This is a genomic window from Lysobacter sp. Root494, assembly GCF_001427225.1.
GTDB lineage: Bacteria > Pseudomonadota > Gammaproteobacteria > Xanthomonadales > Xanthomonadaceae > Agrilutibacter.
In genome coordinates this window covers 677,364-700,051 of record NZ_LMFH01000001.1, presented here as the reverse complement: position 1 = coordinate 700,051, position 22,688 = coordinate 677,364, and the positions used below count along the sequence as shown (strand labels likewise).

Annotated in this window: 21 protein-coding genes; 12 read left to right on the top strand and 9 right to left on the bottom strand. The window is 67.5% G+C overall.

Annotated features, from left to right (window positions below):
* Positions 1 to 156: 156 nt before the first annotated feature.
* On the bottom strand, positions 157 to 2,343 hold the full coding sequence (locus ASD14_RS02960; RefSeq protein ID WP_157474986.1) for a DUF1631 family protein: 2,187 nt from the start codon (positions 2,341 to 2,343) through the stop codon (positions 157 to 159).
* A gap of 124 nt (positions 2,344 to 2,467) precedes the next feature.
* Here ASD14_RS02960 and ASD14_RS02955 point away from each other — a divergent pair, with 124 nt between their 5' ends.
* The 3 genes from ASD14_RS02955 (at position 2,468) to ASD14_RS02945 (ending at position 4,668) form a co-directional block, all read left to right on the top strand.
* Positions 2,468 to 3,058: a nitroreductase gene (locus tag ASD14_RS02955; RefSeq protein ID WP_056128561.1), complete on the top strand. Its 591-nt coding sequence runs from the start codon at positions 2,468 to 2,470 to the stop codon at positions 3,056 to 3,058.
* The gene (locus ASD14_RS02950) at positions 3,046 to 3,969 is read left to right on the top strand and encodes a 5'-3' exonuclease H3TH domain-containing protein (protein ID WP_200947003.1); all 924 of its coding nucleotides are present in this window, start codon (positions 3,046 to 3,048) and stop codon (positions 3,967 to 3,969) included. Before ASD14_RS02955 ends, ASD14_RS02950 begins: the two co-directional genes overlap by 13 nt.
* Positions 3,970 to 4,098: 129 nt before the next feature.
* Entirely contained in the window at positions 4,099 to 4,668 is a 570-nt protein-coding gene (locus ASD14_RS02945) for an NUDIX hydrolase (protein WP_056128558.1), read from the top strand.
* A gap of 240 nt (positions 4,669 to 4,908) precedes the next feature.
* On the opposite strand, the gene pip is transcribed toward ASD14_RS02945, so the two are convergent.
* Together pip and prmC are read right to left on the bottom strand one after the other, a co-directional pair.
* Positions 4,909 to 5,850, bottom strand: a complete 942-nt coding sequence (gene pip, locus ASD14_RS02940; protein ID WP_056128555.1) for a prolyl aminopeptidase — start codon at positions 5,848 to 5,850, stop codon at positions 4,909 to 4,911.
* Positions 5,851 to 5,963: 113 nt separating this feature from the next.
* A complete protein-coding gene (gene prmC, locus ASD14_RS02935; RefSeq protein ID WP_056128938.1) occupies positions 5,964 to 6,809 on the bottom strand; it encodes a peptide chain release factor N(5)-glutamine methyltransferase in 846 nt (281 codons plus the stop codon).
* Positions 6,810 to 7,023: 214 nt separating this feature from the next.
* Between prmC and ahpC the strand changes: the two genes are divergently transcribed.
* From ahpC to ASD14_RS02915, 4 genes are all read left to right on the top strand, one after another.
* Complete coding sequence (gene ahpC, locus ASD14_RS02930) at positions 7,024 to 7,587, top strand: alkyl hydroperoxide reductase subunit C (protein ID WP_056128552.1); 564 nt, start codon at positions 7,024 to 7,026, stop codon at positions 7,585 to 7,587.
* Positions 7,588 to 7,879: 292 nt separating this feature from the next.
* Positions 7,880 to 9,463: an alkyl hydroperoxide reductase subunit F gene (ahpF, locus tag ASD14_RS02925; protein WP_056128549.1), complete on the top strand. Its 1,584-nt coding sequence runs from the start codon at positions 7,880 to 7,882 to the stop codon at positions 9,461 to 9,463.
* A gap of 245 nt (positions 9,464 to 9,708) precedes the next feature.
* Positions 9,709 to 10,659 (top strand): LysR substrate-binding domain-containing protein, encoded by a 951-nt coding sequence (locus tag ASD14_RS02920; RefSeq protein ID WP_056128546.1) that lies wholly within the window; start codon positions 9,709 to 9,711, stop codon positions 10,657 to 10,659.
* Positions 10,656 to 11,357: a hypothetical protein gene (locus ASD14_RS02915; RefSeq protein WP_056128545.1), complete on the top strand. Its 702-nt coding sequence runs from the start codon at positions 10,656 to 10,658 to the stop codon at positions 11,355 to 11,357. The genes ASD14_RS02920 and ASD14_RS02915 overlap by 4 nt, the downstream gene beginning before the upstream one ends.
* Before the next feature lie 96 nt (positions 11,358 to 11,453).
* Here the strand turns inward: ASD14_RS02915 and ASD14_RS02910 are convergent, their stop codons facing one another.
* The 4 genes from ASD14_RS02910 to ASD14_RS02895 form a co-directional block, all read right to left on the bottom strand.
* Positions 11,454 to 12,365 carry a DMT family transporter gene (locus ASD14_RS02910; RefSeq protein WP_056128543.1) on the bottom strand — a complete coding sequence of 304 codons (912 nt, stop codon included), beginning with the start codon at positions 12,363 to 12,365 and terminating at the stop codon, positions 11,454 to 11,456.
* Positions 12,362 to 13,036, bottom strand: coding sequence for a glutathione S-transferase family protein (locus tag ASD14_RS02905; RefSeq protein WP_056128541.1), 675 nt, complete (start codon positions 13,034 to 13,036; stop codon positions 12,362 to 12,364). The genes ASD14_RS02910 and ASD14_RS02905 overlap by 4 nt, the downstream gene beginning before the upstream one ends.
* 439 nt (positions 13,037 to 13,475) lie before the next feature.
* Entirely contained in the window at positions 13,476 to 13,739 is a 264-nt protein-coding gene (locus ASD14_RS02900; protein WP_056128540.1) for a DUF2007 domain-containing protein, read from the bottom strand.
* A 75-nt stretch (positions 13,740 to 13,814) separates the two neighbouring features.
* Positions 13,815 to 14,333: an adenine phosphoribosyltransferase gene (locus ASD14_RS02895; RefSeq protein ID WP_056128538.1), complete on the bottom strand. Its 519-nt coding sequence runs from the start codon at positions 14,331 to 14,333 to the stop codon at positions 13,815 to 13,817.
* Between the two features lie 441 nt (positions 14,334 to 14,774).
* Here ASD14_RS02895 and ASD14_RS02890 point away from each other — a divergent pair, with 441 nt between their 5' ends.
* The 5 genes from ASD14_RS02890 to ASD14_RS02870 all read left to right on the top strand — a co-directional run bounded on the left by ASD14_RS02890 (position 14,775) and on the right by ASD14_RS02870 (position 19,950).
* Positions 14,775 to 16,520, top strand: a complete 1,746-nt coding sequence (locus ASD14_RS02890; RefSeq protein WP_056128534.1) for a glutamine--tRNA ligase/YqeY domain fusion protein — start codon at positions 14,775 to 14,777, stop codon at positions 16,518 to 16,520.
* A 278-nt stretch (positions 16,521 to 16,798) separates the two neighbouring features.
* Positions 16,799 to 17,227 carry a hypothetical protein gene (locus ASD14_RS02885; protein WP_056128531.1) on the top strand — a complete coding sequence of 143 codons (429 nt, stop codon included), beginning with the start codon at positions 16,799 to 16,801 and terminating at the stop codon, positions 17,225 to 17,227.
* Positions 17,227 to 17,802, top strand: a complete 576-nt coding sequence (locus ASD14_RS02880) for a nucleoside deaminase (RefSeq protein ID WP_056128931.1) — start codon at positions 17,227 to 17,229, stop codon at positions 17,800 to 17,802. The genes ASD14_RS02885 and ASD14_RS02880 overlap by 1 nt, the downstream gene beginning before the upstream one ends.
* 79 nt (positions 17,803 to 17,881) lie before the next feature.
* Positions 17,882 to 18,955 carry a 23S rRNA (cytidine(2498)-2'-O)-methyltransferase RlmM gene (gene rlmM / locus ASD14_RS02875; protein WP_056128529.1) on the top strand — a complete coding sequence of 358 codons (1,074 nt, stop codon included), beginning with the start codon at positions 17,882 to 17,884 and terminating at the stop codon, positions 18,953 to 18,955.
* 134 nt (positions 18,956 to 19,089) lie between these two features.
* Positions 19,090 to 19,950 (top strand): EF-hand domain-containing protein, encoded by an 861-nt coding sequence (locus ASD14_RS02870; protein ID WP_056128526.1) that lies wholly within the window; start codon positions 19,090 to 19,092, stop codon positions 19,948 to 19,950.
* 252 nt (positions 19,951 to 20,202) lie between these two features.
* Here the strand turns inward: ASD14_RS02870 and ASD14_RS02865 are convergent, their stop codons facing one another.
* Positions 20,203 to 21,405 carry an FAD-dependent oxidoreductase gene (locus ASD14_RS02865; RefSeq protein WP_056128930.1) on the bottom strand — a complete coding sequence of 401 codons (1,203 nt, stop codon included), beginning with the start codon at positions 21,403 to 21,405 and terminating at the stop codon, positions 20,203 to 20,205.
* Complete coding sequence (gene ubiH / locus ASD14_RS02860) at positions 21,402 to 22,685, bottom strand: 2-octaprenyl-6-methoxyphenyl hydroxylase (RefSeq protein ID WP_056128525.1); 1,284 nt, start codon at positions 22,683 to 22,685, stop codon at positions 21,402 to 21,404. Before ubiH ends, ASD14_RS02865 begins: the two co-directional genes overlap by 4 nt.
* Between the last annotated feature and the right edge of the window lie 3 nt (positions 22,686 to 22,688).

Genomic DNA, 22,688 nt, shown 5'->3' with positions numbered 1-22,688 from the left:
TAGTCATGGCATCGTAACCAAAGGTCGCACACCGTGCAGCGGACTGCGCAACGCCTCGCCGTGCGTTGGCAATCTCACGTCGTGTGCGGCGTCGGCATCCCTGAAACGAAAGAAGCGGCACGAAGCCGCCTCCCTCGTAACCATCGCACCGCTTGCTTACGCAGCGCGAGCCAGGCGGTCGCGAAGCACGCGCATCGCTTCGTCGGTCGGCGCACGCTCGGCGCCGACGTGCAGGCGTCCGGCCTGCGCCAATGCCGCGAGCTCGGTCGCCGAAGCCACCAGCACGCGCAGGCCGCGACGGTTCACCAGCAGGAAGCGCCCCGTCATCGGGCTGATCCAGGCCACCTTCACCGCAACGGCCTGGCCGGCGGGATCCATCAGGCGCAGCCATTCGCCGGGCAACAGGCGGCGCATGCGCGCGGCCAGCTCCGGATCGTGGCTGATCGTGTCGGTGCCGCCGGCGAGCCACAACGACGCGTCTTCGCTTGCCGCTTCCTCGTCGACGACCGGCGCGGGTACAGGTTGCAGGTTGCGCGGCACGTCCGGCAACGCCAGTGCGCGGATCAATTCGGCGAGCTGCTGCGTGGCGGCATCTTCGTCCAGGCCCGAACTGGCCAGGCACTGCGTGATTGATTCCTGCAATGACAGCAGCCGATCGGCCAGACGACGGCCCTCGTTGCCGGCGCGGGCGATGCGGTCGGCGTCGAGCAGTGCGTCGCCCAGCGCCAGCGTCTCGGTGTGCCGCGGTGAACCGGCGCCATCGCGCAGCAAGGTCTGGACGAGGTGATGGCGCCACGGCTGCGCGAGGAACTCGCCCACCGGCCCGGTCATCGGCTCATGGAACAGGTAATGCAGGACCTGATCGGCCTGTGTGCGCGCTTCGCCAAGGCGCTCGCGGCCGAACGTGGCCTTCGCGGCGCGCGCTTCCTGCAGCTCGACGCGGCGACGGTGCTGTTCAAGCAGCGCTTCGAGTTCGGCATGCGCCATCTCGAATACCGCGAGGTCCTCGTTGTAGTCGGCGACGATGCGCTGCGAGATCGCGGCGCAGCGCTCGATCAGCTCGCGGTCCTGCGGCGTCGCGGCGGCGTTGCCTTCGCAGGCTTCGGTGATCGCATCGAGCAGCTTGCGCGCGGGATGTTCGCGCTGGACGAACAGGCCGTTGTCGGACATCGCGACCTTCACGTACGGCATCACCATGCGGCCATACAGGCGGCGTGCGTGGTCGAGCAGCGCGTAGCTCTGGAACAGCGATTCGAACAGCATGCCGACCAGGTCGATCGCGTCGTCCTGGTCCGCGCTCATGCGCGTGTAGTCCGGGCTGTGGCCGAGGCGGCGTGCGCCATCGACCAGCTGTGCACGGATCGCGTGCGCGAGCTGGCCCGGTTGGCCGCTCAGCGCACGCACGAAGATGTCGGGCGACTCCGTCTGCAGCAGCGAAGCGACGCTGGCGACTTCCTCCGTGCGCAGCTCGCGACGCGGCAATGCGTTCAAGGCTTCGGCCTGCGCATTCCCGGGCAGCTGCTGGCGCCACGCATGCAGCTCGGAACGCAACTGGGCGAACTGCGCGGCAATCGCGGGATCGGCTGCGCGCTGGCGGCGGATGGGCTGGACCGTCTCGAATTCCTGGTCGTGCCGCGCCACCTCGACATCCTTCGGCGGCAGCGGGCGCGGCCCCTGCGTCGCCACTCCAAAGCCGGCCGACGCCAGCAACTGGTTGACGCGGGTGTAGAGGTCACCGAGCACGCGCGACAGTTCCTGCTCGTAGGCACGGAACATCAGCGGCTGCAGGTCGTTGGGCATCTGCGCGTCGCGGAAGGTCTCGATGAAGGCACCGGCAAGCCGGCCCGCACCGATCGGATTGGAACCCGGCTGCATCTGCAAAGCATCGGCGAGCTTGTCGAGCCGGGCGCTCATGGTTTCCAGTGCGGGGGCGAAGCGGTTTTCGATCGAATCCGCGAGTTGCTGCCCCGCGAGGTGGAAGGCGAGCTGGTTCTCGGCGACCAGCGACAGCGGCAGGTCGCCGCGGTTGCGGATGCGCAGTGAACGGAAATCGTCGAAGCCCTGGGCGATCTGCTGGCGGAAACGCATGACCAGCGCGGCGGATTGCTGGCGCAGCTTCACCAGCGCCTGCATTTCAACGTGGCGGGCAGCGCCGCCGCGCGCGGCCGAGTCCTGCAGCGAGAATTCCACCGGTGAATAGAGTCCGTTTGGCACCGAGCCGAGCAGCTCGACGGAGATACGCTTGATTTCTTCGAGTACGCGCGCGGGATCGCCGCGGCCCGCAGTCGCCGAGTCCGAAGCAACGGGTGCTCCCTTGCCCAAGCCAGGAGGATAATCAGACATGTGTTCGCCCTTCCCCGATTTGCCGATGCCGCCGGGAACCGACGCCGGCGACACTTTGCGACCTTTTCCGCAGCATAGTGTCGGGATGTGTCAGCTTCTGCCCTTACTTTCCGATCTGTGACTGATGTCTCATAACCCTTTTGACTCCGCTTCCGTCCTCAGGCTGCTCGATGCCCGCCGGTCGGTTCCCGCCAAGCAGCTGGGGGAACCGGCACCGGATGAGGCGACGCTGATGCGGATGCTGGAATCCGCGGTGCGCGTGCCCGACCACGGCAAGCTCACGCCGTGGCGCTTCCTCGCGATCCGGGGCGATGCACGCCAGCTGCTCGGCGACCGGCTGGCTGCGCGCGGCCTCGAACGCGACCCTGGGGCGGGGGAAGCCGCGGTGGAAAAGGACCGCATGCGCTTCTCGCATGCCCCACTCGTGATCGCGGTGATCGCGCAACTCGGCCCGCACGCGAAGATTCCCGAACAGGAACGCCTGCTCAGCGCCGGCTGCGTCTGCTTCGCCTTGCTGCAGGCCGCGCAGGCATTCGGCTTCGGCGCCCAATGGCTCACCGGCTGGCCCGCGTACGACAGCGAAGTGAAGCGCTGGCTCGGATTGGGCGAACACGAACACGTCACCGGCTTCATCCACATCGGCACGCCGAAACTGGAAGCGCCCGAACGCGAGCGACCCGATCCGCACGACCTGTTCACGGTATGGGCGCCATGACGGCGGAGACCTCGGTGCGTCCACTCCACCTCGTCGACGCCAGCATGTACGTCTTCCGTGCCTGGCATTCGATGCCGGACGAATTCCGCGACGCCGACGGCTGGCCCGCCAATGCCGTCCATGGCTTCGCCCGCTTCCTGCTCGAACTGCTGGATCGCACGAAGCCGCAGCACATCGCGATCGCGTTCGACGAGGCCCTGGATTCCTGCTTCCGCAACGCGCTGTATCCGGCCTACAAGGCCAATCGCGATCCGGCGCCCGACGAGCTCAAGCGCCAGTTCGCGCACTGCAAGGCGTTGTGCATTGCGCTCGGTTTCGCGGTGCTCGCGCACAACGATTACGAAGCCGACGACCTGATCGGTTCGGCGCTGGCGCGGCAACGTGCGCATGGCTTCCGGGGCGTGATCGTGTCGGCCGACAAGGATCTCTCGCAGTTGCTCATCGAAGGCGACGAACAATGGGACTACGCGCGAGACCAGCGCTGGACCGCCAGCGGCGTGAAGGACCGCCACGGCGTGCACGCACACCAGATCGCCGACTACCTCGCGCTCACCGGCGATGCGGTCGACAACATCCCCGGCGTGCCTGGCGTGGGCGCGAAGACAGCGGCGGTGTTGCTCGCGCACTTCGGCACGCTGGATGCATTGCTCGCGCGCATCGATGAAGTCCCGTATCTGCGCCTGCGTGGCGCGGCGGGGATAGCCGTGAAGCTGCGCGAACATCGCGAGCAGGCGTTGCTGTGGCGCCAGCTCACGACGATCGCGCTGAACGCGCCGCTCGACGATGGCCATTTCGTACGCGGCAATGCCGATGCGGCGATGCTTGCCACCCTGTGCGAAGTGCTGCGCTTCGGCCCGATGACGCGACGGCGCCTGCATGCCGCGGCAGGGCTGGAATACGCGACGGCATAGGGCCCGTGTTGCCTGGTCGCCGCATTGCGACCTGGGCACGTGGTCCCTGGCCGGCGAGTTTCCCCCCGCGCTGCGGCGCGCTCACTCCATCGTCGCGGAAAATTGATCGCGGCGCGGTAGCATCGCGGCATGACGCAAGAACGCCACGAAGCCGAAGACCAGCCTATCGAAACCCTCTACGACGGCGAATGGATGCGGCTCAAACGCCGCGGCCGCTGGGAATTCGCCGAGCGCGCGCACGGCAACGGCATGGCGGTGATCATCATCGCCGCCACGCCCGAGGACAACGTCCTCTTCGTCGAGCAGTACCGCGTGCCGCTGGGCCAACGCACGATCGAAATGCCCGCCGGCCTGGTCGGCGACCACCACTCGCACGACACCTTCGAATCGGCCGCCGCGCGCGAACTGATCGAGGAAACCGGCTGGGAAGCCGGCAAGGTCGAAGTACTCCTCACCGGCCCAACGTCGGCCGGCATGAGCAACGAACGCATCGCCTTCGTCCGCGCCACGCAGCTCCGGCGCGTCGGCAACGGCGGCGGTGTCGACGGCGAAGGCATCACCGTGCACGAAGTGCCGCGCACGCAGGCACCGGCGTGGCTGGTGCAGAAGCAGCGCGAGGGCTACGAGCTCGACATGAAGCTGTGGGCGGGACTGTGGATGCTGGAGCGGAATCCGGATGGGTCGCCGGCGGAAACGTGAGCCCGCTTTCGTTTCGTTTTCCGGTTTCCGGGCCTTTCGCCTTCTTTTTGTCCCGCTCGTCATTCCCGCGAAAGCGGGAATCCAGTGACTTTGGCTCTGGCTTCCTGCGCCAGATCTTCCGCTAATTCACGAAAGTCACTGGATTCCCGCCTTCGCGGGAATGACGAGCAAAAAACAAGAGCGGAGCATGGGCGGCGTCGCGTCTGCACACGCCCGCCCGGCGCGCAAGCGCACACAACCTCAGCCAAACCGTTCCGTCGCTGCCACCAGCGCGTCGATGTTCTCGGCCTCGAACGCCGAATGTCCCGCCGCCGGCGAGATGACGAGATCCGCCTTCGGCCACGCCTTGTGCAGGTCCCACGCGTTCTGGATCGGGCAGACCACGTCGTAACGGCCGTGCACGATCACGCCGGGGATATCGGCGATGCGGTGTGCGTCGCGCAGCAGCTGGTCCTCGACTTCGAAGAAACCGCCATTGACGAAGTAGTGGTTCTCGATGCGCGCGAAGGCGAGCGCAAAGGCTGCGTCCTCGTGGCCCGAGACGAAATCCGGGTCGACATGCAGGAAGCTGGTCGCGCCCTCCCACACGCTCCATGCCCGCGCGGCAGCCAGGCGCGTGGCTTCGTCGCTGGACGTGAGCCGGCGCCCAAAGGCGGAGATCAGGTCGTGGCGTTCCACCGGCGGGATCGCGGCGATGTAGTGCTCCCAGGCATCGGGGAACAGGCGCGATGCGCCTTCCTGGTAGAACCATTCCAGTTCCCAGCGGCGCAGCATGAAGATGCCGCGCAGCAACAGCTCGGTCACGCGCTCCGGGTGCGTTTCCGCGTACGCCAGTGCGAGCGTCGAGCCCCACGAACCGCCAAACACCTGCCAGCGTTCGATGCCCAGCTTCGCGCGCAGCTTCTCGATGTCGGCGACCAGATCCCACGTCGTATTGCCGACGAGGTCCGCGTGCGGCGTCGAGCGACCACTGCCGCGCTGGTCGAACAGGACGATGCGGTACTTCGCCGGATCGTGGAAGCGGCGCATCTTGTCGCTGCAGCCCGCGCCCGGTCCGCCATGCAGCATCACCACCGGCTTGCCGTTCGGATTGCCGCACTGCTCGTAGTAGAGCGTGTGGCGGTCGTCGACCTTCAACGTGCCGCTGTCGAACGGCTGGATCTCGGGGAAGAGCGTGCGCATGGGATTCACTCGTGCGATGAAGTGGAAATTGTAGGGCGGGCCTCGCCCGGCGAACCTGCGGCCGATGGCCGATTTAGCGGAAGAGACTGAAGGCTGTCATCGCGGCGATCGCATCACCCCGGCCAGCAACCGAGCGTGACGCGGTCGCGTCCTTCGAGATCGCGCGCGGTTTCCACCTCAATGAACCCGACCGCGGCGAAGAGGTCGCGCACGGTCGCTCCCTGGTCCCAGCCATGCTCGACCAGCAACCAGCCGTCCTCGCCGAGGTGAGCGGGCGCGCGGCTGGTGATGGCGCGCAGCGCATCGAAGCCATCGGCGCCGGACGACAGTGCCGAAGCAGGTTCGAAGCGCAGGTCGCCTTCGTCCAGGTGCGGATCGCCGAGCGCGACGTAAGGCGGGTTGCTCGCGATCAGGTCGAAGCGTTCGCCGGCCAGCGGCGCGAACCAGTCGCCTTCGCGGAATTCCACGTTGCGCAACTGCAGCGCGGCGGCATTCGCGCGCGCGACGTCGAGCGCGGCGGCACTCGCGTCGGTCGCGACCACCTGCGCAAGCGGGCGTTCGAAGGCAAGCGCCAGCCCGATCGCGCCGCTGCCAGTGCCGAGGTCGGCGATGCGCAGCGGCCGGTCGCCCGCCAGCCGCTCCAAGGCGAGCTCGACCAGCAGTTCGGTCTCCGGGCGCGGAATCAGGGTCGCCGGCGACACCGCCAGGTCGAAGCGCCAGAAGCCACGCTGGCCGGTGAGATAGGCCACCGGTTCTCCCGCCGCCCGCCTGCTGACGAGGGCGCGGAAAGCAGCGGCCGCTTCGTCCGGAGCAAGGTCGTCGCGGTGCGCGAACAACCAGCTGCGCGGCTTCCGCAGCACATGCACGAGCAGGAACTCGGCATCGATCGCCTCGATCCGCTTGCGCGCGTCCTGCAGCAGGTCATCGAGGCGTCGAGCGCGGGCGGTCTGGGATTCCATCGGCGAATGGTAGCGGCCCACCCGTGCCAAACCCGGCCGCACACGCCCGCGAAACGATGGATCCGGACAATCACCCCGGCGTCCGACCGCGATCGCCAGCGATAGGCAATCGCTATTGCATCAATAACATCAATCGAATTGATCAATTCGATTGGCGGGCATAGCATCCCCTTTCAAGGTTTCCACCCATCCTCAACCACGGACGAAAAACGCAATGTCCCTGATCAACACCCAAGTCAAGCCGTTCAAGACCCAGGCTTTCCACAACGGCAAGTTCATCGAAGTGACCGACGCCACCCTGAAGGGCAAGTGGTCGGTGGTGATCTTCATGCCCGCCGCCTTCACCTTCAATTGCCCGACCGAAGTGGAAGACGCGGCGAACAACTACGCCGAGTTCCAGAAGGCCGGCGCCGAGGTCTACATCGTCACCACCGACACGCACTTCTCGCACAAGGTGTGGCACGAAACCTCGCCGGCCGTCGGCAAGGCGCAGTTCCCGCTGGTCGGCGACCCGACCCACCAGCTGACCCGCGCGTTCGACGTGCACATCGATGAGGAAGGCCTTGCGCTGCGCGGCACCTTCATCATCAATCCGGACGGCGTGATCAAGACGCTGGAAATCCACGACAACGCCATCGCCCGCGACGTCAGCGAGACGCTGCGCAAGCTGAAGGCCGCCCAGTTCGTCGCTTCGCATCCGGGCGAGGTCTGCCCGGCCAAGTGGCACGAAGGCGAGAAGAGCATCAAGCCGTCGCTGGACCTGGTCGGCAAGATCTGAGCGTCACCGCGGAGCCTTCTTCGTAGAAGGCTCCGCACTCCCCGGGCCGTGCACCGCGACGGCCCGCGGATGCTTGCATCAGCGGCTGCGCCGCGATTGATCTGGCGTGCGGCGGCGTCGAACGCGCCGCAGCGCGCCAGGGAAGCTGACCTCCCTCCCCCGGGCTCTTCCGTCGCGACGCGGCCGCTCCTGCAAGCATCTGCCCGATGCCGCGCATGCAGCGCCGCGCTGGCGTGCGTCGATCGACGATCCGCACCGCCTTCCTTCCTTTTCGCATTTTCGTGGGGTTCCCATGCTCGACGCCGACCTGAAAACCCAACTGCAGGCCTACCTGACCCGCCTGCAGCAGCCGATCGAACTCGTCGCCTCGCTGGACGACAGCGAGAACTCGCGCGAACTCGAAGCGCTGCTGCACGACATCGCCTCGATGTCCGACAAGATCAGTTACCGCCGTGCCGACGACGACGCACGCAAGCCGTCGTTCGCCATCGCGCGCCGCGGCACCGACATCGAAGTGCGTTTCGCCGGCATTCCGCTCGGCCACGAATTCACCTCGCTGGTGCTCGCGCTGCTGCAGGTCGGCGGCCATCCGCCGAAGATCGAGGAAGACGTCGCCAACCAGGTGCGTGATCTCGAAGGCGATTTCAGGTTCGAAACCTTCATGTCGCTCTCCTGCCAGAGCTGCCCGGACACCGTGCAGGCGCTCAACCTGATGAGCGTGCTCAATCCGAACATCACCCACGTCGCCATCGACGGCGCGATGTACCAGGACGAAGTGCAGGCGCGCGAGATCATGTCGGTGCCGACCGTGCTCCTCAATGGCGAGCTGTTCGAGGTCGGCCGCATGAGCGTCGAGCAGATCGTCGCGAAGCTCGACACCGGCGCCGCCGCGCGCGCTGCCGAACAGATCGCGAAGAAGGACGTGTTCGACGTGCTCGTGGTCGGCGGTGGCCCCGCCGGCGCCGCGGCGGCGATCTACGCCGCGCGCAAGGGCATCCGCACCGGCGTCGCGTCCGAGCGTTTCGGTGGCCAGGTGCTCGACACGATGGCGATCGAGAACTTCGTTTCCGTCGCCTATACCGAGGGCCCGAAGCTTGCGGTGGCGCTGGAGCAGCATGTGCGCGAATACGAAGTCGACGTGATGAACCTGCAGCGCGCGAGCAAGCTCGTGCCCGGCAAGCAGCCCGGCGACCTGATCGAAGTGCAGCTGGAAGGCGGCGCATCGCTCAAGGCGAAGTCGGTCGTGCTGAGTACCGGCGCGCGCTGGCGGCAGATGAACGTGCCGGGCGAAGACCAGTACCGCAACAAGGGCGTGGCCTACTGCCCGCACTGCGATGGCCCGCTGTTCAAGGGCAAGCGCGTGGCGGTGATCGGCGGCGGCAACTCCGGCGTGGAAGCCGCGATCGACCTCGCCGGCATCGTTTCCCACGTCACCCTGATCGAGTTCGACAGCAAGCTGCGCGCCGACGAAGTCCTGCAACGCAAGCTGCGCAGCCTGCCTAACGTCGACGTCGTTGTCAGCGGACAGACCACCGAAGTGCTTGGCGACGGCAACCGCGTTACCGGCCTGGTCTACAAGGATCGCAACAGCGGCGAATCGCGCACGATCGAACTCGAAGGCATCTTCGTGCAGATCGGCCTGCTGCCGAATACCGAGTGGCTCAAGGGTTCGCTGGAGCTGTCGCCGCGCGGCGAGATCGTCATCGACGAGCGCGGCGGGACGTCGGTCCCTGGCGTGTTCGCGGCGGGCGACGCCACGACGGTGCCGTACAAGCAGATCGTGATCGCGATGGGCGCGGGATGCGCAGCGGCGCTGAGTGCGTTCGATTTCCTGATTCGCACGAGTGCGCCGGAAGAGCAGCAGCAGGCGGCGTAGCCAACTTCTTCTCTACTCACATGGACGCCCTCTTCTCCCCGCTTGCGGGGAGAAGATGCCCGAAGGGCAGACGCCCGAAGGAAGCACTCTTGGGGTGTGAGGGGAGCGAGCGCAGCGAGCTGCTTTAGCTTCTGCGACGTGCAACAACCGCAAAAGCAACTCGCTGCGCTCGCCTCCCCTCACCCGCCCTTCGGGCACCCTCTCCCGCAAGCGGGGCGAGGGAAGTTTCCCGCTACCATCCCCGCATGAACCTGCGCGACCTCAAATACCTCGTCGCCCTCGCCGACCACAAGCACTTCGGCCGCGCGGCCGCGGCGAGCTTCGTCAGCCAGCCGACGCTGTCCACGCAGATCCGCAAGCTCGAGGACGAACTCGGCGTCGCCCTGGTGGAACGCGCACCGCGCAAGGTGATGCTGACGCCGGTCGGGCGCGAGATCGCCGAACGCGCACGCAAGGTGATCAGCGACGTCGACCAGATGACGCAGATCGCGCGCCGCAGCCAGGACCCCGAAGCCGGTACGGTTCGGCTGGGCCTGTTCCCGACGCTCGGGCCGTATCTGTTGCCGCATGTCGTGCCGAACCTGCGCAAGCGTTTCCCGCGACTGGAGCTGCTGCTGGTCGAAGAAAAGACCGACCAGATCCTCGCGCGTCTGCGCGACGGCCGCCTCGATGCGGGGCTGCTTGCGTTGCCGATCCACGACGACCAGCTGCATGTCGAGCCGCTGTTCGACGAACCCTTCGTGCTCGCCGTGCCGCAACAGCATTCGCTGGCCGCGTATTCCGCACTCGACATGGGCGACCTCGACCACCAGCACCTGCTCCTGCTCGAGGAAGGCCATTGCCTGCGCGACCAGGCGCTCGATGTCTGCCGCATGGCCGGCGCCGACGAACGCGATGGCTTCCGTGCGACCTCGCTGGAAACACTGCGGCAGATGGTCGCCGCTGGCGTGGGCATCACCCTGCTGCCGATGCTCGCCGTGCAACCGCCGGTGCCTGCCTCGCCCGACATCCGCTTGCTGACCTTCCGCGGCGAGCCGCCGCATCGCGAGATCGCGATGGTGTGGCGGCGCAGTTCGGCGATGGGCGACTTCCTGAAGCAGATGGCGGCGGAGCTGCGCAAGCTGCCCGCGTCACTGCTAACGCCTCCCGCGCCGGCCTTGCCGGTGAAGAAGAAGAACGCAAGGGCGAAGGCGTGAGTAGCCGCGCGTGGCTGGCATTGCTGGTGCTGGTCGCGGCGACAGGCTGGTGGTATTCGCCGGTCTCGCCGCGCAAGGCGGCGGGCTATGAACGCGTCGAAGCCGCGACGGACGCTGCGACGCAAACCGCCCCTCGGGTGGAATCCCGCAATGCACTGGCGCCGGTGATCGCGTGCCAGTTGCCGCCCCTCGTGCCGCCCTTGGATCCGCCACGGCAGTCACCATTGCCGCCTTCCTTCGTACCGTTCCGACTGAAAGCCGCGACGCTCACGCCACTCGCCGGCTTCAGCATCGATGCGCGCGTGCTATCGCGTCGCGATTACCGTTCCGATCGCGAGGCCGAGTTGTCGCCGATTGATCTCGCCCTCGGCTGGGGCCGCATGCGCGACGACGCGGTGCTGTCGCAACTGGACATCACCCAATCCGGGCGCTGGTATCGGTATCGCTATGGCCGGACGCCACCGATTCCGCCGTCCGAGATCGACCGTTCCGCGGCCAACATGCACATGATTCCGGGCAGCCGTGAAATTGCCGCCGCACTCGACGAAGTCGAAGCCGGGCAGCGCGTGCGCATCGACGGCTGGCTGGTCGAAGCGCAGGCGCCCGACGGCTGGCGCTGGCGCAGTTCGATGACGCGCGACGACACCGGCCAGGGCGCGTGCGAAGTCGTTTACGTCTGCGCCATCACACGATTGTGAAGCCTGGCTCGACGCGTACGCCCAACCTGTAGCGCCGCGCCTGCGCGGCGCCGCGGCAAAAGCGCACCGCGTAGCCCCGGCGCTACAAAACGCGCCCTATGTCGCTTCGGCAAGTTTTGCCTTGTCCTGCCCGCGCACCAAGCCAAGGAAGATGCCGGCCAGCGACAACGCCAGACCCAGCATTTCGACGGGCCCCAGCCGCGTGCCGAACAGCAGCGCGTCCCACACGTAGGACAACAGTGGCTGCAGCAACAGGCACAGGCCCAACACGCCGGCGGGCAGTTTCGGCATCACCTTGCCGATCACCAGCCAGCCGAATACCTGCGCAATCAACGCATACGCCAGCAGCGCACTCCAGTCGCGCGCGCCCTGCGGCTGCCATGCCTCGCCGCTCAGCACCGTCATCACCAGCAGCAGGACGGTGGTGAAGACGCATAACCACCACAGCGATGCCTCGTTCGACACGTGCGCGCGTTGCGCCTGCGCGGCACGGAACGCGATCAGGAAGCCGCCATACGCAACCGCGGTACCCAGGCCGAACGCAATACCGACACGGAACCGCGCATCGAACGTCTCCCATCCCGGCGCGAGCAGCAACGCGAGGCCGGCCACCGCCATCAACAACCCGGCCCAGAGCCGCCAGCCGCCACGTTCGTCCAGCACCAGCGCGCCGTAGCCGGCGAGCGCGAACACCTGGAAGTTGCCCAGCAGCGTCGCCAGGCCCACGCCGACGTAGAGGATGCTCCGGTGCCACATCCACAGGTCGATGGCGAAGAACAGCGCGGCCAGCATCAGCAGGCCGAACACGCGACGGTCGGGCTTCCAGCCACTGCGCACCGACGGTTTCGCCAGCCAGGCGAGCAGCAGCAGCGCGGCCAGCCCCGTGCGCCAGAACGCGGACGCGGTCGGACCCACGCTCACCCACTTCACGAACACCGCCGAAGTGCTGATCAGCACCGCGCCCAGCGCCATCGCGGCGAGCGCGCCGCGGTAATGCGTCGTTGTCACGCCTGCACCAGGTTGTCGGTGGCTTCGATGCGCTCGCCTTCGGCGTCGGCCGCCGCGAACCATTCGCGCATCGCCGGCAGTGCGGTGATCGCCTCCACGTAGCGCTTCGCGTTGTCGTCGAGCCCGACGCCGTAGCCGACGAAGCGCATCACCACTGGCGCGTACATCGCATCGACGATGCCGAAGCCGCCGCAGAGGAACTCACCTTCCTGGAGCGCGCCTTGATCCGCATGTTCACCGCGCAGCTCGCGCCACAGCTGCTGGATGCGGTCCATGTCGGCCTGCGCGCTTGCGTCCCAGCGGTAGTTGTCGGGCTTGCGCCGGCAATTCATCGGCAGTTGCGTGCGCAACGCGCGGAAGCCGGAATGCATTTCCGCCGCGGCGGCGCGTGCCTTCGCGCGGGTGCGCAGGTCCGCGGGCCAGCCGCGGCCATCGAGCCAGCGCTCGTTGGCGTATTCGCAGATCGCCAGCGAATCGGGTACCACGAGGCCTTCGTCGTGCAGCACGGGCACCGTGCGCGTCGGCGACCACTTGTCGATTTCGGCGTGGAATTCGGGCGTGTCGAGCCTCAGGCGCAATTCGTCGAAGGCGACGCCGAAATGGCGCAGCAGCAGCCATGGACGCAACGACCAGGAGGAGTAGTTCTTGTTGCCGATCACGAGCAGGGGCATGTGTCTTTCCTTGGCATCAATCGATGGCGCATTGTCGCGCGTAGCGATGGGGTGTTGGCGACGGGTGATGGAACGGAGTCGGGGCAGGTGGGTGCGGTTCCTCGTGCAGGAGCGAAGCAAAAGCGCCCCTCATCCGCCCTTCCCTCAACGGCCTGTCGGCCGTTTCGACCTTCTCCCCGCGCGCGGGGAGAAGGGCAACGATGACAGTTCACGGGACGAACGCCTCGCTCGCCCCGCTTGCGGAGAGAGGCAACGTTGCGAAGCAATGCAGGGCGAGGGGTTGCATTCACCTTCTCCCCGCTTGACGGGAGAAGGAAAGCGTTGCCCCACATGCGTTAGCGCGGATCATCCCTCGCCCCGCTTGCGGGGAGAGGGACAGCGTTGCGAAGCAACGCAGGGCGAGGGGCGTGCACGAAATCGAATCAGTGCAGCGCGACATCTACGCCGGCAACCACCCGAAATCCTCGTCGGACTCGCTGCTTTCGCCCGGCGTCTCACCCAGGGCCAGCGCATCCACCACGTCCCGCGCTTCCGGCCACGCCATGTCCGGCACGCACACCGCGATCACGCCGAACAGCGGCAGCTCACCCATCCCGCCCAGCAACTGCTCGCCACGCAGGAATACCGGGATCTCCACTGCTTCCAGCGCATGCCGGACCAGGTGGGCGTCGATCAGGTTGGCGGCTTCGTAAACGACTTTCATCGCACGGCTCCTGCGCTCAAGCGGCAGTCCGAGCATACGCCTCACCGCGCGAGGCGGGCCTTGCCGCCGCTGACCTCAACAATGCAGCAACGCGTGCATTGGAATCGCCCCGGGCCAGCGCGTACGGCCGCGCAGTGCGTCGATCTCGATCACCACTCCCGCTCCGACGACCGTCGCGCCCGCCTGTTCCAGCAGCCGGCGCGCCGCGTCGAAGGTGCCGCCGGTGGCCAGCACATCGTCGACGAGCAGCACGCGCGTACCCGGCGCGAACCCTTCCGCGCCGATTTCCAGCCGCGCACTGCCGTATTCGAGGTCGTAATCGATGCCGAGCGTCGGCGGCGGCAGCTTGCCAACCTTGCGCAGCGGGACGAAGCCGGTCTTCATCGCCTGCGCCATCGCGGCGCCGAAGATGAAGCCGCGCGACTCGATGCCGCAGACGGCATCCACCGCGGTGCCGTGCCACTGCGCCACGAGTGCGTCGATGCAGGCCGCGAAACCGGCCGGATCGGCCAGCAGCGGGCCGATGTCCTTGAAGACGACCCCGGGCTTGGGGAAGTCGGGGACGTCGCGGATCAGGGTGTGGAAAGTCGTCATGGCCGGCAGCTTACGGGACGCGTTGTTTGCGGGTCCTTCCATCGGTGCGAGCCGACACCGTCCGCCCAGCCACAACCACCTTCGTGGTCGCCGGTAACCATCTTGCGGAGGATCGCAACCGCTTTCCGGTTGGCGACGACCGTTCCGTGGATGGCAGCCGCCGCTTTCCGGTTGCACACCACCGTTCCCCGCCCGGCCGCAGCCGTTTTCCGGTTGCCGGCAACCGTTTTTTGGACAACCACCACCGTTTTCTGGTTGCTCGCAATCGCTTTCCGGTCATCGACAACCACTTTCCGGACAACCGCAACCGCCTTCCGCTCGTTCGCGACCGCTTTCCGGATGCCACCCGGAGCCCTCCGCACGTCGTGTCCTGGTCTCCTGACCGCGACCGACGCCCCCACCAGCTAAACTTCGCGTTCTCCCTCGCCTTCGCAGTCCCGAATGTCCGCCACGCCCGCAAATGCCGTCCCCGCCCCCCCGGAGAAGAACGACTTCATCCGGCAGATCGTTCGCGAGGACCTCGCCAGCGGCAAGCACTCGGCGATCCGCACCCGCTTTCCGCCCGAGCCGAACGGCTACCTGCACATCGGCCACGCCAAGGCGATCTGCCTGGACTTCGGTGTGGCCGCGGAATTCGGCGGCGACTGCAACCTGCGCCTGGACGACACCAACCCGGCCAAGGAAGACCCCGAATACGTCCGTGCGATCCAGGACGACGTGCACTGGCTCGGCTTCGAATGGCACGACCTGCGCCACGCCTCCGACTACTTCGACGTGCTGTACCTCGCCGGCGAAAAGCTGATCCGCCAGGGCGACGCCTTCGTCTGCGACCTCAGCGCCGAGCAGGTGCGCGAATACCGCGGCACGCTGACCGAGCCGGGCCGCAATTCGCCGTTCCGCGATCGCAGCGTCGAGGAGAACCTCGACCTGTTCCGGCGCATGCGCGCGGGCGAGTTCCCCGATGGCGCGCGCACGCTGCGCGCGAAGATCGACATGGCCAGCGGCAACATGAATTTGCGCGACCCCGCGCTGTACCGGATCAAGCACGTCGAGCACCAGAACACCGGCAACGCGTGGCCGATCTATCCGATGTACGACTTCGCGCACTCGCTGAGCGACGCGGTGGAAGGCATCACTCATTCGCTGTGCACGCTGGAGTTCGAGGACCACCGCCCGCTGTACGACTGGTGCGTGGACAAGGTCGATCTCGCCCATTCGCCGGAACTCGTCGCGCCGCTGACCGGCAAGGGCCTGCCGTTCGAAGCGAGCAAGCCGCGCCAGATCGAGTTCTCGCGCCTCAACTTCAACTACCTCGTCATGAGCAAGCGCAAGCTGCTGGCGATGGTGACCGAGGGCCTCGTCGACGGCTGGGACGATCCGCGCATGCCAACGCTGCAGGGCATCCGCCGCCGCGGCTACACGCCGAGCGCGCTGCGCCTGATGGTGGATCGCGTCGGCATCAGCAAGCAGAACTCGCTGCTCGACATCTCGATCCTGGAGGGCGCGTTGCGCGACGATCTCGACGCGCATGCGCCGCGCCGGATGGCGGTCATCGATCCGCTGAAGCTGGTGCTGACGAATCTTCCGGACGACCACGCCGAATCGCTGACGTTCTCCAACCATCCCAAGGACGCGTCGCAGGGCGAACGCCAGGTGCCGTTCTCGCGCGAGCTGTGGATCGAGCGCGAGGATTTCGAGGAAGTGCCGCCGCCGGGCTTCAAGCGCCTCACCGTCGGTGGCGACGTGCGCCTGCGCGGCGCCGGCATCATCCGTTGCGACGAAGTGGTGAAGGACGATGCGGGCCGCGTGATCGAACTGCGCTGCACGCTGGATCCGGAATCGCGCCCCGGCATGGAAGGCGCCAACCGCAAGGTCAAGGGCACGATCCACTGGGTCAGTGCGAAGCATGCGGTCGCCGCGGAGATCCGTTTGTACGATCGCCTGTTCGCTGTCGCGGATCCCGACAGCGAGGAAGGCGGCAAGACCTACCGCGACTACATGAATCCCGATTCGCGCCGCGTCGTCACCGGCTACGTCGAACCGGCCGCTGCGCAGGCCGCGCCGGAGCAGTCGTTCCAGTTCGAGCGCATCGGTTATTTCGTCGCCGACCGCTACGACCATGCAGCCGCGAAGCCGGTGTTCAACCGCAGCGTGACGTTGCGGGATACGTGGTCGGGGAAGGCTTGACCGCGACTCCTCACTCTCCACGCTGACGCGGACTGACAACCCCCGCTCACGTGAATCCCTCTCCCCGCCTGCGGAGAGAGGTGGCGAGCCGGATTAGGGGCGGACCCGAGCCGACGCCTTCCGCAACCGGCGATCTCGAGTGCGCGTAACCCGCGCTCGAATTCGCCCTCGCCTCAACACGCCGGCTTCGTCGGCCCTCACCCGCCCTTCGGGCACCTTCTCCCCGCACGCGGGGAGAAGGACAATCCCCCGGCGCCCCCATTTCCGGAGCAAAGCCCATGCGCCTGCCATCCGCCCTGATCGCCGCCCTGCTGCTCACGCTGGCCGCCTGTGCAGCGCCCGCACCGACGAGTCCGGATTCATCGGCGCAGCCCGCTCCTTCTTCCGGACCGTCCGTGCAGCCAGCTCCGGCTTCGCCCACCGGACCCGCCACAGCTGCCGGACAGCCTCTGGCGACTTCGCCCAGTGGCGCCGTCACGCTCGACCATTCCTGCAAGACCGACGCGGACTGCGCGGTGAAGAACGTAGGCAACTGCTGCGGCTATTACCCCGCGTGCGTCAACGTCAACAGTCCGACCGATCCGAAGGGCGTGCAGGCCGAATGCGCGAAGAACGGAATGATGTCGGTGTGCGGCTTCCAGGACATCTCGTCCTGCAGCTGCAAGCAGGGCCAGTGCGAAGCCGGTCCGGCGCAGGCGCTGCAATGATGCTGTACGCGCAGGTCCATCTCACCCTGCCGGCGTGGGTGCACGAGGCCGTCGACCTCACCCGCGTGTGGGCCGGCGATGACGAGAAGGTCGCGCTGGCGATCGAGCTGTCGCGGCGCAATGTCGAAGCGCGCAGCGGCGGCCCGTTCGGCGCGGCGGTGTTCGGTCCCGATGACCGCGTGATCGCCATCGGCGTGAACCGCGTCGTGCCGCACACCTGCTCGGTCGCGCACGCCGAGATGATGGCGTACATGCTCGCGCAGCAGCGCACGCAGCGGCGTCGCCTCAACCGCGATGACAACGACGCGCCGCTCGGCCCGATCACGCTGGCGACGTCGTCGCAGCCGTGCTGCCAGTGCTATGGCGCGACCGTATGGGCGGGCATCGACCGCCTGCTGATCGGCGCGCGCAGCGAGGACGTGGAATCGCTCACCGAGTTCGACGAGGGTCCGTTGCCGGCGGACTGGATCGGCGAACTGGAGCGTCGTGGCATTGCAGTCACCCGCGACGTGCAGCGTGAAGCGGCACGCGCGGTGCTGCGTGCGTATGGCGAAGCAGGCGGCGAGCGGTATTGATGGAAATGCCTCAACAATCGCAGCTGCCAACGTTCGTCATTCGCGGGAACGACGATTCGCTGGTTGCAGGCCCTTCCGCATGACGGACGCCCTGTTCTGTTACTGCCGCGCCGGCTTCGAGCCCGAACTCGCCGCTGAACTGACCGAGCGTGCCGCGCACGCGGGTTTCGCCGGCTATGCGCGCACCGAGCGCAACAGCGGCTTCGTCGAATTCATCAGCGAGGACGCGCCGGCACTGTCGCGCGCCCTGCCCTTCGCGAAGCTGATCTTCGCGCGGCAGAAACTGCTGCGGCTCGCCGACCTGCGTGGCATCGATCCGAAAGATCGCATCGCGCCGATCATCGCGGCGCTCGGTGAAACCAACGCTGCGGCTGAAGGCCCAGCGTTCGGCGATCTGTGGGTCGAGCATCCCGACTCCGACGAGTGCAAACCGCTCGCGGGCCTTGCACGCAGCTTCGGCAACGCGCTTCGCCCGGCGCTGCGCAAGGCCGGCAGGCTCACGCGCGAAGAGGATGCGCGCAAGCCGCGCCTGCATGTCGTCTTCCTCGCCGGCGACCACGTGGTGCTTGCGACGAGCGAGCCCCGCGACAGCGCGCCATGGCCGCTCGGCATTCCGCGGCTGCGCATGCATGCCGATGCGCCGAGCCGCTCCGCGCTCAAGCTCGAGGAAGCGCTGATCACCCTGCTCACCGACGACGAACGCCAGCGCCTGCTGCGCGACGGCATGCGCGGCGCGGATCTTGGTGCGGCGCCGGGTGGGTGGACCTGGGTGCTGGTGCGCAACGGCCTGCATGTCACGTCGATCGACAACGGCCCGTTGCGCCAGCAGTTGCTGGACAGCGGCCGCGTCGACCACCTGCGCGCGGACGGATTCACCTGGCAGCCGAAGTCACCGCTGGACTGGATGGTCTGCGACATGGTCGAACAGCCGCGCCGCGTCGCCGAGCGCATGGCCACCTGGCTGCGCGAGGGCTGGTGCCGGCACGCGGTCTTCAACCTCAAACTGCCGATGAAGAAGCGCTGGGATGAAACACGGCTGTGCCTGGACCTGTTCGAACAGCAGGCGCGCAAGCCCCTGCTGGTGCGCGCGCGCCAGCTCTACCACGACCGCGAGGAAATTACCGTTTTTGCAACGGTTGCTTCACACCGGTAAGGACGGCGTCACGCGCCGTGCACATCGCGCGCCGCGGATTCATATTGTTCAGCGGGCATTGCGCGGTTTTACGCGCGTTTGATGCGCCGGGGTCTAGGTTCTGATGAGTCTTTTCCCCCCGCGTGAGGTTGCTCATGAACAAGACGCTATTGAACACAGCCCTGTTGGCCGTCCTCGCCTCGTTCCTGGCCGCCCCTGCATTCGCGCAGGATGCGCCGCCCGCCACGACGACGACGCAGTCCACCGACACGCAGGCCCAGACCGAGGCCGAGAACGAACCACAGCAGACGCCGCCACCGGCCACGAGTTCGGATACGACGACGACCAGCAATGACGCTTCGGCTGCGATGGACCAGACGACCAGCAACGATGCTTCCACGTCGACAGACCAGACCATGACCCAGAGCACGACCAGCAATGACACAAGCGACCAGGCTGGCTCGCTGGATCCGAAGGCACGCAAGTCGGCGAAGGAAGCCACCGGCACCGACACCACGACCCGCAGCGACGCGACCGCCGTGGGCTCGACGCAGGAAATGACCGCCGCGGGCCAGAACACCGACTCCGGTAATACGTCGAACGATGCTTCGGCGGCGACCGGCACGACCACGTCGAACGATGCGGCTGCAAGCACCAGCGCAACGACGTCGAACGATGCTTCCAGCAGCACGGGCACGACGACATCGAATGACGCCTCCGCCGCGATGCAGTCCACCGGCGCCGCGACTTCGGCGACAGCTGCGACGGCGACGGGCGCCGGCGTGACCACGGCGACGCTGCCGTCGGGCGTCGTCGTCAGCTCGCGCCCGGGTGATTCGATTTCCAACAACTACCACGTCGATTTTGCTTCGCTCGACAAGAACAGCGACGGCAACCTCTCGCATGGCGAAGTGAATGCCAGCGGCAATGCCGACCTGACGCGCGAATTCGTTGCGGTGGACATCAACCACAACGGCCGCCTGTCGAAGGACGAAATGAAGGGCTGGACGGACTGACGCACAAGGGAGTGCGTGCAGGAGCAGAACGCCCCGCTTCGGCGGGGCGTTTTTTGTTTCCGGTTTTCGCCGCGAAAAACTGCCCCTCATCCGCCCTGCGGGCACCTTCTCCCCGCATGCGGGGAGAAGGAAATATTCATCTCCTTGCCCTTGCAAGCATAGAGGGAAGTACTCGTTCCCTCCTCGCCCCGCTTGCGGGGAGAGGGACAGCGTCGCGAAGAAACGCAGGGTGAGGGGCCGTCAGCGCGAGCCCTACAACCCCGCCGCATGCTTCCACAACGCATGCCGCAGCGGCGGCAACTTTCCCGCGAGCCCGAGCAGCGGCCCGCGCGCCAGCGTCGCGAGCACGTGGTCGTTGGAGAACAGGCGGTTGAGCGTGTCGAACGAATACGCGGCGATCGCATTCTCGCTGCGACGTTCCCGTGCCCACCGCGCCAGCGAGGCCGAGGCGCCCGGATCGCGACCCGCTGCGCGCTGCCGTTGCAGCATCGCCCGCAACGCGGCGACGTCGCGCAGGCCCAGGTTCACGCCCTGGCCCGCGAGCGGATGCACCACGTGCGCGGCATCGCCGATCACCGCGACACGCCCAGCGACGTGCGCCTGGGCGAGCTGGCGCTTCAGCGGGAACGCGGCGCGCTTCGATACTGCAGTCAATGCACCGAGCGTGCCGGCGAAGGCGTTGTCCAGTTCGCGCAGGAAGTTTTTATCCTCAGCGTGAAGCAGGCGCAGGGCTTCGCCTTCGGGCAGCGTCCATACGATCGAACTGCGGTGGCCGCCTTCGCCGGTGTCGCGCTCGTCCACGAACGGCAGGAAGGCGAGTGGGCCGGTCGGCAGGAACCGTTGCCAGCAGGTCGCATCGTGCGGGCGTTCGTGGTCGACGAAAGCGACGAGGCCGTTCTGCCCGTAGTCGTGGGTATAGGTGTCGATGCCGGCGAGCGAGCGCAGCTTCGAATCGCCGCCGTCCGCCGCGAGCACGAGCCGCGCGCGCAGACGCGTGCCATCGTCGAGGTCGAGCGTGGCGTGGTCCTCGCCCTGCTCGAGCGCAACCAGTTGCACCGGACACAACACGCGCACGCCGGCGGCCGGCAATGCGGCCCAAAGGCGGTCGACGAGCAATGCGTTCTCGACGATCCAGCCGAGTTCGCGACGGCCAAAACTGTCCGCATCGAAGCGCAGCTCGCCGCCGCCCGCCGCGTCCCACACGCGCATGCCGCGGTACGGCTGCACGCGAGCGCCGGCAATCGACGGCCAGACGCCGAGATCGTCCAGCAGCGCCGCATTGTCGGAAGCGAACGCGTAGACGCGCAGGTCCGGCTGCTCCACGCGCCAGCGTGGGGGTTCGCGCGCTTCGACCAGGGTCACCTGCCAGCCATCACGCGCGAGTGCGAGCGCGGCGGCGGCGCCGACCACACCAGCACCGACGATGGCGACGTCAACCAGGTCGCGGCGGCTCATGCGGCCCCCGCGGTCGCGGGCGTGCGACACAGCGCGGGTACGTCGCCGCGGTAGCCCATCGCCGCGCCGACCAGGAACGCCTGTGCGGACGGCAGGCGATCGGCCGCGAACAGACCGAGGCTGCGCAGCGGGCGCAGCAGTTCCGAATCATTCGACGTGAAGCGGGCGAGGCCATCGGAAAACGCCATGGTCCGCCCGCGATCGTCCTGGCGCCGTTGCGCATGGCGCGCGAGCAGCGCCGCATCGCCGCAATCGAAACCGGGATCGCCGCGTCGCGCGTCTTCGATCAGCTCCGCGAGCGTGAGCGCATCGCGCAGGCCGAGGTTGAATCCCTGCGCGCCGATCGGGTGGATCGTCTGTGCCGCATTGCCGACCAGCACTGCGCGCGGCGCGGCCAATGCCTGCGCCATCATGCGCGTGACCGGATAGGCGCTGCGCGCGCCGCACGACAGGAAGCGGCCGGCGCGCCAGCCGAAGGCCTCCTGCACGCGCGCGAGAAACGCGGCCTCGTCCATGGCGGCGACCGCGTCGGCCTCCCCGCGCGCCACGCCGTGGATCAGTCCGAAGTGGCGATCGCCGCGTGGCAACAGCGCGGTCGGACCATCGTTGCCGAAGCGTTCGTAAGCGGTGCCGTCGGGAGTGCGCTCGGCGCGCAGGCGGGTGACGAACAGTGTCTGCGCATAGTCGTGCTCGTCGGCGCCGATGCCCAGCGCGTCGCGAACGCCGCTGCGGGTGCCGTCCGCGCCGACCAGCAGGCGCGTGCGCAGCCGGTGTTCGCCAGTTTCGCCGGCGACGCGCACCACGCGCGCATCCGGGTTGTCTTCCTCCAGTCCGAGGAAACGCATGGGACGATAACGGCGCAGGTGCTGGAGCTCGCCCAGTCGCGCTTCCAGCGCTTCGCCGAAGTCGCGCGCAATCACCACGCGTCCGAATTCGCTGCGCCCGTGCCTGGCGGCGTCGAGCAGGGTACGGCCGAAGTCGCCGCTGCGGCTGACGTGGATGCGCTCGATCGCGCCGGTTGGCGCACGCAGCTTCCGCATCACGCCGAGCGCGGTGAGTGCGTTGACGGTGGCCTCGGCGAAGCTGAGGTTGCGTTCGTCGAATACGGGCGGCACTGCGCCCGGCGGCGCGGCTTCGACCAGGCCGACGGCGAGGCCCAGCCGGTCGAGTGCGATGGCGAGGCTCGCGCCGACCAGCCCGCCGCCGATGATCAGCACGTCGTGCAGGGCGCCTTCGCTCGCGACATGCGTGGAGGCCGGTGACAGGTCGGTCTGGGGCATTGC

Excerpts from the sequence above, each read along its gene's own strand:
- ASD14_RS02960 (WP_157474986.1), bottom strand. The coding sequence starts at position 2,343 with ATGTCTGATTATCCTCCTGGCTTGGGCAAGGGAGCACCCGTTGCTTCG.
- ASD14_RS02955 (WP_056128561.1), top strand. The coding sequence starts at position 2,468 with ATGTCTCATAACCCTTTTGACTCCGCTTCCGTCCTCAGGCTGCTCGAT.
- ASD14_RS02950 (WP_200947003.1), top strand. The coding sequence starts at position 3,046 with ATGGGCGCCATGACGGCGGAGACCTCGGTGCGTCCACTCCACCTCGTC.
- ASD14_RS02945 (WP_056128558.1), top strand. The coding sequence starts at position 4,099 with ATGACGCAAGAACGCCACGAAGCCGAAGACCAGCCTATCGAAACCCTC.
- pip (WP_056128555.1), bottom strand. The coding sequence starts at position 5,850 with ATGCGCACGCTCTTCCCCGAGATCCAGCCGTTCGACAGCGGCACGTTG.
- prmC (WP_056128938.1), bottom strand. The coding sequence starts at position 6,809 with ATGGAATCCCAGACCGCCCGCGCTCGACGCCTCGATGACCTGCTGCAG.
- ahpC (WP_056128552.1), top strand. The coding sequence starts at position 7,024 with ATGTCCCTGATCAACACCCAAGTCAAGCCGTTCAAGACCCAGGCTTTC.
- ahpF (WP_056128549.1), top strand. The coding sequence starts at position 7,880 with ATGCTCGACGCCGACCTGAAAACCCAACTGCAGGCCTACCTGACCCGC.
- ASD14_RS02920 (WP_056128546.1), top strand. The coding sequence starts at position 9,709 with ATGAACCTGCGCGACCTCAAATACCTCGTCGCCCTCGCCGACCACAAG.
- ASD14_RS02905 (WP_056128541.1), bottom strand. The coding sequence starts at position 13,036 with ATGCCCCTGCTCGTGATCGGCAACAAGAACTACTCCTCCTGGTCGTTG.
- ASD14_RS02900 (WP_056128540.1), bottom strand. The coding sequence starts at position 13,739 with ATGAAAGTCGTTTACGAAGCCGCCAACCTGATCGACGCCCACCTGGTC.
- ASD14_RS02895 (WP_056128538.1), bottom strand. The coding sequence starts at position 14,333 with ATGACGACTTTCCACACCCTGATCCGCGACGTCCCCGACTTCCCCAAG.
- ASD14_RS02890 (WP_056128534.1), top strand. The coding sequence starts at position 14,775 with ATGTCCGCCACGCCCGCAAATGCCGTCCCCGCCCCCCCGGAGAAGAAC.
- ASD14_RS02885 (WP_056128531.1), top strand. The coding sequence starts at position 16,799 with ATGCGCCTGCCATCCGCCCTGATCGCCGCCCTGCTGCTCACGCTGGCC.
- ASD14_RS02880 (WP_056128931.1), top strand. The coding sequence starts at position 17,227 with ATGCTGTACGCGCAGGTCCATCTCACCCTGCCGGCGTGGGTGCACGAG.
- rlmM (WP_056128529.1), top strand. The coding sequence starts at position 17,882 with ATGACGGACGCCCTGTTCTGTTACTGCCGCGCCGGCTTCGAGCCCGAA.
- ASD14_RS02870 (WP_056128526.1), top strand. The coding sequence starts at position 19,090 with ATGAACAAGACGCTATTGAACACAGCCCTGTTGGCCGTCCTCGCCTCG.
- ASD14_RS02865 (WP_056128930.1), bottom strand. The coding sequence starts at position 21,405 with ATGAGCCGCCGCGACCTGGTTGACGTCGCCATCGTCGGTGCTGGTGTG.
- ubiH (WP_056128525.1), bottom strand. The coding sequence starts at position 22,685 with ATGCCCCAGACCGACCTGTCACCGGCCTCCACGCATGTCGCGAGCGAA.